General features: G+C 71.1%; 10 protein-coding genes and 1 pseudogene. 10 read left to right on the top strand and 1 reads right to left on the bottom strand.

Going from position 1 to position 10,424, the window contains the following annotated elements; genetic code table 11:
* The 9 genes and pseudogenes from AN216_RS29985 to AN216_RS05445 form a co-directional block, all read left to right on the top strand.
* Positions 1 to 129, top strand: a pseudogene (locus AN216_RS29985) (sugar kinase); the annotation flags it as partial.
* A complete protein-coding gene (locus AN216_RS05480; RefSeq protein ID WP_070195457.1) occupies positions 126 to 872 on the top strand; it encodes an IclR family transcriptional regulator in 747 nt (248 codons plus the stop codon). The pseudogene AN216_RS29985 and the gene AN216_RS05480, both read left to right, overlap by 4 nt.
* A gap of 145 nt (positions 873 to 1,017) precedes the next feature.
* Positions 1,018 to 1,428 carry a RidA family protein gene (locus AN216_RS05475; RefSeq protein ID WP_070195456.1) on the top strand — a complete coding sequence of 137 codons (411 nt, stop codon included), beginning with the start codon at positions 1,018 to 1,020 and terminating at the stop codon, positions 1,426 to 1,428.
* A gap of 282 nt (positions 1,429 to 1,710) precedes the next feature.
* On the top strand, positions 1,711 to 3,180 hold the full coding sequence (locus AN216_RS05470) for a GntP family permease (RefSeq protein ID WP_070195455.1): 1,470 nt from the start codon (positions 1,711 to 1,713) through the stop codon (positions 3,178 to 3,180).
* 191 nt (positions 3,181 to 3,371) lie between these two features.
* The gene (locus AN216_RS29980) at positions 3,372 to 4,550 is read left to right on the top strand and encodes a hypothetical protein (protein ID WP_070195454.1); all 1,179 of its coding nucleotides are present in this window, start codon (positions 3,372 to 3,374) and stop codon (positions 4,548 to 4,550) included.
* Positions 4,551 to 4,583: 33 nt separating this feature from the next.
* A complete protein-coding gene (locus tag AN216_RS05460) occupies positions 4,584 to 4,826 on the top strand; it encodes a hypothetical protein (protein ID WP_212732673.1) in 243 nt (80 codons plus the stop codon).
* A gap of 58 nt (positions 4,827 to 4,884) precedes the next feature.
* Positions 4,885 to 5,385 carry a hypothetical protein gene (locus tag AN216_RS05455; RefSeq protein WP_070195452.1) on the top strand — a complete coding sequence of 167 codons (501 nt, stop codon included), beginning with the start codon at positions 4,885 to 4,887 and terminating at the stop codon, positions 5,383 to 5,385.
* 6 nt (positions 5,386 to 5,391) lie between these two features.
* Positions 5,392 to 6,306 carry an SRPBCC family protein gene (locus AN216_RS05450; protein WP_070195451.1) on the top strand — a complete coding sequence of 305 codons (915 nt, stop codon included), beginning with the start codon at positions 5,392 to 5,394 and terminating at the stop codon, positions 6,304 to 6,306.
* Positions 6,307 to 6,431: 125 nt separating this feature from the next.
* Positions 6,432 to 7,934: an Nramp family divalent metal transporter gene (locus AN216_RS05445; RefSeq protein WP_079166290.1), complete on the top strand. Its 1,503-nt coding sequence runs from the start codon at positions 6,432 to 6,434 to the stop codon at positions 7,932 to 7,934.
* An 88-nt stretch (positions 7,935 to 8,022) separates the two neighbouring features.
* On the opposite strand, the gene AN216_RS05440 is transcribed toward AN216_RS05445, so the two are convergent.
* Entirely contained in the window at positions 8,023 to 9,054 is a 1,032-nt protein-coding gene (locus AN216_RS05440) for a chitinase (protein WP_070195450.1), read from the bottom strand.
* A gap of 459 nt (positions 9,055 to 9,513) precedes the next feature.
* On the opposite strand from AN216_RS05440, the gene AN216_RS05435 reads away from it, so the two are divergent.
* Positions 9,514 to 10,424: hypothetical protein (locus AN216_RS05435; protein ID WP_244502331.1), on the top strand; the 911-nt coding region annotated here is incomplete at its 3' end.

Below are 10,424 nucleotides of genomic sequence, written 5' to 3'. Positions count from 1 at the left end.
GTGCCCGGCGACCTCGCCGAGCCGCCCGCCCGCGCGCACGCCGACCGGCTGGTCGCGGCCGACTCCGCGACGTGGGGCACACTGCGACTCGGCCCCGGCTGGACCACACAGAAGGCAACGGCACCATGAGTCAGACCGTCGACCGAGCGCTCACCATCCTCCCCCTGCTCGCCCAGGGGCCCGCCAACCTGGAACAGGTCGCGGGCCGACTCGGCGTACACAAGTCCACCGCGCTGCGGCTGCTGCGCACCCTCGACGAGCACGGCATCGTCTACCGTCAGCGGGACCAGCGATACCGGCTGGGCGCACGGCTGTTCGCGCTCGCCCAGGAGGCCATCGAGAACCTCGACGTACGCGAGATCGCGCACCCCCATCTCTCCCGCCTCGGCGAACAGACCGGCCACACCGTGCACCTCGCCGTGTACGAGGAGCAGGAGGTGCTGTACATCGACAAGGTGGAGAGCCGCTATCCCGTACGGATGTACTCCCGGATCGGCAAGCCGGTGGCGATCACCGTCGCCGCGGTCGCCAAGCTGCTGCTGGCCGACCTGCCCGAGGCGGAACGGCGCGCGCTGACCGACAGCCTCGACTACCCCCGCTACACGGCCCGTTCGATCCCGGACGCCGCCGCCTTCCGCAAGGAGCTGGCGAAGGTACGGGAACAGGGCTGGGCCACCGATCTCGGCGGCCACGAGGAGTCCATCAACTGCGTGGCCGCGCCCATCCGGGGCGCCGACGGGCGGGTCGTCGCCGCCATGTCGGTCTCCGCCCCCAACGTGGTGGTCACCGCCGAGGAACTCCTCGCGCTGCTCCCGCTGGTGCGGCGCACGGCCGAGGCCGTGAGCGCGGAGTACTCCGGGAGGGCCGGTTGAGCCCAGAGAGCCCGTGGGCCGGGACGGTCCCAGTCTTCGGGCCGGGACGGTCTCAGTCTCCGGGCCGGGACGGTCCCAGTCTCCGGGCCGGGACGGCCCGGGAACACGACAGATCAAGGAACACCAGGAACGTCAGGGAGCCCACATGAGCGAGAAGACCGCGTACGTCCCCAGCACGCACACCACGCCACCCGCCCGCTTCTCGCACGGTGTGCGCAAGGGCAACCTCCTCCAGGTCGCAGGACAGGTCGGCTTCCTGCCCGCCGTGGAGGGCCAGGCGCCGACCCCCGCCGGGCCCTCGCTGCGTGAGCAGACCCTGCAGACCTTCGCCAACGTACGGTCCATCCTCGAGGAGGGCGGCGCCGGTTGGGACGACGTGATCATGCTGCGGGTCTACCTCACCGACACCGCGCACTTCGCGGAGCTGAACGAGGTCTACGACGCCTACTTCGCGGAGCAGCGGCTCCAAGCGCCGCCGGCGGCTCGTACCACCGTCTACGTCGGCCTGCCGCCCGGCCTGCTCGTCGAGATGGACGCGCTGGCCGTACTGGACTGAGCGCCAACCCGGCCGCGCCCGCGCGCGGCCGGGCCTCGGGGGCCGCCACAGGTCGCGACGCGCCGGATCAACGCACAGGCCCTTCACCCAGCACCACTCACACCCAGCACCACTCACACACGGCACCTCTCACGTACAAGCACCCCCGGTACTACCGTCGCCGCCCGCACGGTGAGCCACCGCTCAGCGAGCCACCGCGCCCCAGCGAGCCACGCACGGCGAGCCACCCCCTGAACCACCCATCCGTCCGCGAGGACACGCCCGGAATCACGAGGTCCCCCTATGCACATAGCCGGCGCCGAACCGGAGAGCCCGCCACACACCGGCGGACTGTTGCTGCTCGTCGACGGCACGGCGGGTCTGCTGACCGTGGCCGTGCTCGGCATCGCACTGCTGCTCTTCCTGATCATCAAGGTGCGTCTGCAACCCTTCGTCGCGCTGCTGGCCGTATCCATCGCGACCGGACTCGCGGCCGGCCTCTCGGTCACCGAACTCTTCGGCACCGTTCAGCAGTCCGACACGGTGTCGGTGATCGAGGACGGCATGGGCGGCATCCTCGGGCATGTCGCGATCATCATCGGCCTGGGCACCATGCTGGGCGCGATCCTCGAGGTCTCCGGCGGCGCGGAGGCGCTGTCCAGCCGCCTGCTGGGGCTCTTCGGCGAGCGGCGGGCGCCGCTGGCCATGGGCCTGACGGGACTGCTGTTCGGTATCCCGGTCTTCTTCGACGTCGGCATCTTCGTGCTGGCGCCGATCGTCTACGCCGCGGCCAAGCGCTCCGGGAAATCGGTGCTGTTGTACTGCATGCCGCTGCTCGCCGGCCTGTCCATGACGCACGCCTTCCTGCCACCACACCCCGGCCCGGTGGCCGCCGCCGGACTGCTCGACGTCGACCTGGGCTGGGTCATCCTGATGGGCACGATCTGCGGTATCCCGGCGGTGCTCGCCGCCTGGGCCTACTCCGCCTGGATCGGCAAGCGGGTGTTCGTCGAGGTGCCGCAGGACATGGTGGAGGCGCTGGAGGAGTCGCAGCGGGTCATCGCCGAGGAGCAGCGGGCCTCCGGAGTGAAGCCGGTCGAGGCGCCGGTGTCCGTCGGCACGGTGCTGGCGATCATCGGCACCCCGCTGTTGCTGATCCTCGCGGCGACGTTCTCGTCCATCGCCCTTGACCCCTCCACGCTGCGTTCGGTGATCGAGTTCGTGGGGCATCCGTTCGTCGCCCTGACCCTCGCGCTGTTCCTGTCCTTCTACCTCCTGGGCATCCGGCGCGGCTGGTCCCGGCAGTCGCTGGAGACGGTGTGCACCTCCTCGTTGAAGCCGGTGGGCAACATCCTGCTGGTGGTCGGTGCTGGCGGCGTCTTCGGCGCGGTGCTCGCCGGCAGCGGGATCGCCGACGCGCTCGCGGAGACCTTCGACGGCATGGGCCTGCCGGTGATCGTGCTGGCCTATCTGGTGTCGCTGGTGCTGCGGGTCGCGCAGGGCTCGGCGACCGTGGCGATCGTGACCACCGCCGGCATCGTGCTTCCGCTGATCACCTCCGGTGACTTCTCGCAGGCGCACACGGCGCTCGTGATCGTGGCGATCTCCGCCGGCTCGATCTTCGCCTCGCACGTCAACGACGGCGGCTTCTGGATCGTGGCGAAGTACTTCGGCATCTCCGAGCGCGACACCCTGAAGTCCTGGACCGTGCTCGAATCGGTGCTCTCCGTCGCGGGCTTCGCGGTCGCGGTGGCACTCAGCCTGTTCGTCTGACCAGGCCCGTACGGCGACCTCGTACGGGCGTCGCGTACGGCGGCCCCGGAACGCCCCGGCAAGGGCGCTCCGGGGCCGTACGCGTGGGGCCACGCGGGGGTGTGTGTCTGGCCCGGAGCGCGCACATGCGGGACCGGTGGTGGGCCGGCAGAATGGGGCAAAAGGTTCAGGTCGCGGGCTGAGGGGTTCGTATGAACGACCACGCCGAGAACCAGAACGCGTCCCGCACGGGCGAGTCCCGGGAGTTGGGCGAGCCGAACGGCTCGGAGGACTCTCCGTACCCGGAGCGGGTGGACGAGCAGCCGGTGGACGAGCAGCCGGCGGACGAGGAGCCGGCGGAAGAGTTGCCGGAGGCCGGGTCCGGCGGCGGACGGCTGTCCGGCGATCCGGACGTCCTGCTGGACGTGCCGCAACTCCGGGTCGACGAGATCAACCTGGAGGTGCAGGACCTGCGGGCCAGGGTCTCGCTCGAGGCCGAGGTCCTGGACCTGCTGAAGCTCAACGTCGGCGCGGACGTGGGGCTGGGCCGCGTACACCTCGACATCAAGGGGGTGGAGGCGCAGGCGCTGCTCAAGGTCAGGCTGGACAACGTCGCCGCGATCGTCGGCCGGGTGCTGTCGACCATCGACCGGAACCCGCAGATCCTCGAGCAGGTGACCTCCGGAGTGGGGTCCGCCGTCCAGGAGGTCGGCAGTGGCGCCCGGCACGCCGTCGGCGAGATCGGACGTGGCGCGGGCGAGGCGGTGGAGGACGTCGGTGAGGGTGCCGGCGGTGCCGTGCGGGACGTGGGTGAGGGCGCGGGCGGGGCCGTACAGGATGTCGGCAAGGGCGCGGGCGGGGCCGTACAGGACGTGGGCAGCGGCGCCGGTGAGGCGGCGAAGGACGTGGGGGAGGGGGCCGGTGAGGCGGCGAAGGACGTGGGGGAGGGCGCGGGCGGGGCCGTACAGGATGTCGGCAAAGGCACGGGTGAGGCCGCGAAGGACGTGGGGGAGGGCGCCGGTAAGGCGGCTGGTGACGTGGGGGAGGGCGCGGGCGGGGCCGTACAGGATGTCGGCAAGGGCGCGGGTGAGGCCGCGAAGGACGTGGGGGAGGGCGCGGGTGAGGCCGCCGGACAGGCCGGCGAGACCGCCGCGCGGGCCGGCGAGGGCGCCGGGAAGGCTGCCGAGACCGCCAGCCGTACGGTCGGCGAGGCCGGGGAACAAGCTGGTGCCGCGGCCTCCGAGCAGACCGCGGAGGGCGACGGCGAGTCCGGCCACCGGACACCCCGCAGGCCGAAGAGACGGGAGAAGCCGGCGGCGAGATCCGCGTCCGCGCGGTCCGGGAAGTCCACGAACGGCGGGCGTGGCAACCGCCGGGAACGCCCGCCGTGAACTGCCGACCGGGACATCGAGTTCACCTCCACGGTGGAGGCCGAGCGGCTGCGTTTCGAGGAGCCGCCGGAGACCGAGGTTCGTTTCGACGGCACGCCCGGCCGCGAGTCCGTATCCCGCGGTCGCCGCCGAAACCTGCCCGATCCGGTGACCCATGGGGTCGAGTACGAGGACGTGCGGGTCGACTACCTCCTCGCCAGCCGCCTCCGGCGGTCGGAGGGCAGCGAGGACCGCGAGGCGGACCCGACGGACCGGACAGCCACCGACCCGGAGTGAGCTGGCGATGCCGAGCACCAGCCAGGACACTCCCCGCTTCTCGCCAGAAGGAGGCGTGATGCAGGACAGCAGGAAGGCCGCGTTGACGGCCGCCATCGCCGCCGGATACGTCCTGGGGCGCACGAGAAAGGGCAAGGTCGCGCTCACGCTGGCGTCCATCGCGGCGGGGCGGCGGTTGTCCGTCAGCCCACAGGACCTCCTCACGCACGGAGTTCGTACGCTGAAGGACTCTCCACAGTTCGGACGGCTGAGCGAGCAGGTGCGGGGAGAGCTGGCGGAGTCCGGGCGTACGGCCCTCACCTCGGCCACCGACCGGACCATGAACTCGCTGGCGGACCGCCTCCAGCAGCGCACCCAGGCACTCCAGGCGGCGCCGGACGATACGAACCAGCAGCGGGACCAGCAGCGGGACCAGGAAGGGGAGGGCGAGGACCAAGGTGGCGGCGACCGTGCGAGCACGGAGACCAAGTCCGCGAAGTCGTCCGCGAAGTCCTCCGGGAAGTCCGAGGACACGTCGTCCAGTCGGTCGGTGACCTCCGGCCGTACGCGCCGGAGGTAGCCGGTCATGGCAGCGAACAAGCAGCAGACGCAGTCGGACGGCCCTTCCGGAATCGACCGGTTGAAGGGCGAGATCGGGAACTATCTGGAGGCACAGGGCCAACGAGCGGTCAACGCCGTCGGTGGCCAGCTCACCGGCCTCACCGAGCGGTTGAGCAGTGGCGCCGGCGGCGGTGACCTGCTGGGCATCGGCAAGCGCGTGCTCGGGGGCGAATCGGCTGGGAAGGCGTTCCTGAGCGAGAAGGTCAAGGGCGTCAAGGACAAGGTGACCGGCGGCGCCAAGGAAGCCCTCGGCGGCGCAGGCGGCGGGGGTGGCAGCGGCGGCGGAGGAGGCGGCAAGGTGACCAACATCGTGGAGACGATCGACATCGGGCTCCCCCGTCGCATGGTGTATGACTACTGGACGCAACTCGAGGAGTTCAGCGGCTTCACCAAGGGTGTCCAGAGCGTCAAGATGTCCGACGAGGTCGAGTCGGACTGGAAGGTCAAGGTCGCCTTCTCCGACCGCAGTTGGCAGGCGACCATCCAGGAGCAGGTCCCGGACGAGCGCATCGAGTGGACCTCGGAGGGCGCCAAGGGCAGCACGAAGGGCGTCGTCAGCTTCCACGAGATCACCCCGAGCCTGACCCGCCTGGTGGTCGTCGTCGAGTACTACCCGGCCGGCTTCTTCGAGAAGACCGGGAACCTCTGGCGTGCTCAGGGCCGGCGGCTGCGCCTGGACCTCAAGCACTTCCAGCGCTACGTCACCCTGGAGGCCGACGATGACGTCGAGGGCTGGCGTGGCGAGATCAAGGACGGCGAGGTCGTCCTGAGCCATGAGGACGCCGTCAAGGAGGAGCGGGAGGCGGCCGACGGGGAGGACGGGGACAGCGACAGCCAGGACGACGACGGGAAACGAGACCAGGGGGACGACGCGGCGTAGAACCGGGAGGAAAGCGGCGGTCCGGTCGGCGCTACGGTTCCGGTGCCCGCACCGTCTGTTCATTCGAGGCGTGGCCATGGACGATGTCCCACGGTTGACCTCGGGGACGGACGAGTGGAGGCGCGATGGCAGCGGCACGGGAGCCCGGAGCGGACGGTGGTCGTACGGAGCCGGGCAAGGGCGCGGAGCCGGGCGGTACGGACCCGGCCGACCGTACGGGCCAGCCTGCCGGCGGCGCGCTTCCCGAGGACACGGCGCGCAAGCCGAGTTGGCGGCGCCTGGGCCCCGGCATCGTCGTCGCGGCCACCGGCGTGGGCGCCGGCGACCTCGTGTCGACGCTGCTCGCCGGCAGCAAGTTCGGCTACACCCTGCTCTGGGCGGCCGTGATCGGCTGCGTCGTCAAGATCGCGCTGGCCGAGGCGGTGGGTCGCTGGCACCTGGCCACCGGTCGTACGCTCTTCGACGGCTGGCGCGGTCTCGGACCCTGGACCACCGGCTACTTCGCGGTCTACGTGGTGGTCTGGGGCTTCGTGTACGGCGCCACGGCCATGACCTCCAGCGCGCTCCCGCTGCGCTCGCTCTTCCCGGACGGGCCGGGCATGACCTTCTGGGGCGTGCTCACCGGGCTGCTCGGTCTGGCCTTCGTGTGGTTCAACCGCTATGCCGTGGTCGAGAAGCTCATGATGGTCTTCGTCGGCCTGATGTTCGTGATCGTCGTCTACGTCGCGCTGCGCGTCGCCCCGGACATGGGGGCCGCGCTGAGCGGGCTGGTGCCCACCTTCCCGGACGGTTCGATCCTGTACAGCCTCGGCCTGATCGGCGGGGTCGGCGGCACCATCACGATGGCGGCGTACGGCTACTGGATCAACGCCAAGGGCTGGACCGACTCCGGCTGGATGCGCATGATGCGCTTCGACAACCGGGTCGCGTACGCCACCACCGGCATCTTCGTCGTCGCCATGCTGATCATCGGCGCCGAGCTGCTGCACGCGAGCGACATCGCGCTCGCGGAGGGCGACGAGGGGCTGCTGGACCTGAGCGACGTGCTGGCCTCCCGGTTCGGGGAGACCACCGCGAAGCTGTTCCTGATCGGCTTCTTCGCCGCGTCGTTCTCCTCGCTGGTGGGCGTCTGGCACGGGGTGAGCCTGATGTTCGCGGACTTCGTGGACCACCTGCGGGCCGGTCGGGGCGCCGGCCCGATCGCCGCACGCACGGACGAGCGCGGCACCGGCGCCGCGGACGCCGCGGATGCCGCGGCAGCCACGGACGAGCGCGGCACCGGCGTGACCGACCCGGGGGCCGCCGGCTCGCAGCCCGCCGCGAGCGTCGCCCTGGTGGCACGCGGGCAGCAGGAACGGTCGCTGCCGTTCCGCGCGTACGTCCTGTGGCTGACCTTCCCGCCGATGGCGCTGCTCTGGCTGGAGCAGCCCTTCGCGCTGGTCATCACGTACGGCGTGCTGGGCGCCTTCTTCATGCCGTTCCTGGCGCTGACCCTGCTGTGGCTGCTCAACTCCTCCCGCACACCGCGCCAGTGGCGCAACGGCTGGCTGAGCAACGCGCTGCTGTTCCTGTCCGGCGTGCTGTTCGTCGTGCTGTGCGTCCAGCAGGTGCGGGAGCTGCCCTGGTGAGCGGCGGTGGGGACGTACGGTCGCTGCTCCGTACGCCCCCACGCTTCGCCCGGTGGTCGCCGCTGTGGCGGCTGTGGCGGCTGTCGTTCTACGGCAGCGCGTCGACGTGTGGCCCCACCGTGTTGGACCAGCCGTTGCCCGCTCCCTTGTCCCAGTTGGTGGACCAGGTCATGGCGCCGCGCAGCTTGGGGTAGGTCTTGTCCGGCTTGAACTGGCCACAGTTCTGGCCCTTGGTGAGGCAGTCCAGCGCGTCGTTGACGATCGCGGGGTCGACGTAGCCGGAGCCCGCCGCGCTGGGTGACGCGGGGGTGCCGAGGCCCACCTGGCTGGCGTCCAGGCCGCCACGCAGCTGGATGCAGGCGAGCGCGGTGAGGAAGTCCACCGAGCCCTGGGAGTACACCTTGCCGTCGCAGCCGAGCATCGAACCGCTGTTGTAGTACTGCATGTTGACGACGGTCAGGATGTCCTTCACGTTCAGCGCGGTCTTGAAGTACTCGGTGTCGGTGGACTGCATGTCCAGTGTCTGCGGGGCCATGGTGAGCACCATGTCCGGTCCGGCCAGGTCGGAGAGCTGCTGTAGGGCCTTGGTCATGTACTGCGCGTTGATGCCGTGTTCCAGGTCGATGTCGACCCCGTCGAAGCCGTACTCCTGCATCAGGGCGTGAGCGCTCTCGGCGAAGCGGGCCGCCGAGGCGTCGTCGTTGATCGTGACGTTGCCCTTCTCGCCGCCGACCGAGATGATCACGGACTTGCCCTCGGCCTGCTTGGCCGCGATGTCCGACTTGAGCTGGTCGGTGGACGAGGCCAGCGCCGGGTCGAGGTTGAAGGTGATCTCGCCGGGGTTGTTCGTGGAGTCGGCGAACGCGACCGCGATGATGTCGTAGGCGTCCGGTACCTCGCTGACCCGCTGGGTCGGCGCGCCGTTGTCGAAATTCTGCACGTAGCCGGTGACCGCGTGCGCGGGCACCGCCGCCTTGGACCCCGCCGCCTGCTGCGACTGGGCGGACGTCTGCGCCTCGGCCGCCGGACGCGCGTCGGCCGGCCCGGCGGCCTGCGCGCTGCCGAGGCTGACGGCCACCAGCGCCGCCGTCGCCGCGAGCGCGGCGCCCAGCGAGGCCATGGTCCGGTGGCGCCGCGGGGCGTGGCGGTTTCTGTGGGGGAGTTCCGTTGCGCGAGTGCTGCGTTCCACTGCTGCCTCCAAGGCATCTGGGAGTGGGGGGCGAAACGCGGAAAGGGAGCGGTGGCCACCGTCTGTCTCCACACGGTCGTCGGCGCCGCACGTGCCATCCGGGTCCGCGCGAGCCCGACCGTGCCCGGAAGACTGGTCCAGACCAATGGACATGTCAAGACTTCGCGCATCGACAGGCTGAGAGCGTCCGGCGGTGGGTAGTTGGGAGATGTGCGGCAGGGTGCGGGGTAGCGCTCTCGGTTCTCTGCCGACGGGCACGCGGATAAGGTGTTATGTCGTACGTCGAGTAGCCGGGCGCTCACCGGCCGGGCCGGACCGCTCGGTCGTGGAGCGGCAGCACGCCGCCGACTCGACCCGAAGAACAGGGCGTCGTGGACAGGGGGAGCGGACGTGACTACTGCGCTGGCGGTCACCAGGCGCGGCCACATGCTGTCCCCGCCGGACCGCTACACCCCGCGGGCGCACGTCCTCACCCCGCCCGGGGAGCAGTCCCTGGAGGCCGCGCTCAGCGAGACGTACGGCCTGCTGCGGCAGCACGGGCACCTCATCGCCGTCTATCCCGCGACCCTGCCCACCCCCTTCCTGCATCGACTGCACACGGTCCGCGCCATCCTGGAGAGCGACCGGATCGCGCTGCTGCCCGTCCAACTACCGCCGTTGGCGACCGGGGTGCTGGCGCGTCAGCTGCGTCAGCTCTCGCTCTGCGACTTCAGCCCGGGTGTCCTCGGCTCGGCCGCGCGGCTGCTGGCCCACTACATCCACGCCGGTGCTCTGCTGGGCTCGGTCGCCAAGCTGGACCGGGTCCCGGTCTCGCTGACCGCGCACGCCAAGTCCTGGATGCCGGGCGCCCAGTTCGCCGTACGCGCCACTCCGCGGCCGGCACTCGTCCGGCTGGGCGGCGGTGACTCGGACACCCTGGACGGCCCGGAGTACGCCACCCGGCTCACCGTCGCCACCGGCAACCTCAGCTCGGACTGGGTGACGCAGTCGCTCGCCCCGCACTGGAGGGTCTCCCAGGTGCAGGAGGCGTACCTTCCCGAGGACTCGGCGCGCTGGTGGGGGACGGGCAAGCTGATGGAGTTCGCGGCGGCGATACCGGACGTCTCGGTGCTCTACCAGCTGGTCGCCTCGGTGCGGCGGGACGAGTGCCACTGGTGCGGGCTGGAACTCCTGGGCGACCGTTGCGCGTTCTGCGCTGCCTCCGTGCCGGCGTCGGGGTCGACGGGCCGGGCCACGGCCGCGCGCGCCGAGGGCCGTACGGGCGCTGGTGCGGGCCGGGCCACCGCCGCGCGCGCCGATCC

This window comes from Streptomyces oceani (assembly GCF_001751245.1).
In the GTDB taxonomy this organism is placed as follows: Bacteria; Actinomycetota; Actinomycetes; order Streptomycetales; family Streptomycetaceae; genus Streptomyces; species Streptomyces oceani.
Note: the sequence above shows the minus strand (reverse complement) of the source record. Positions and strands in the feature narration are given on the sequence as shown.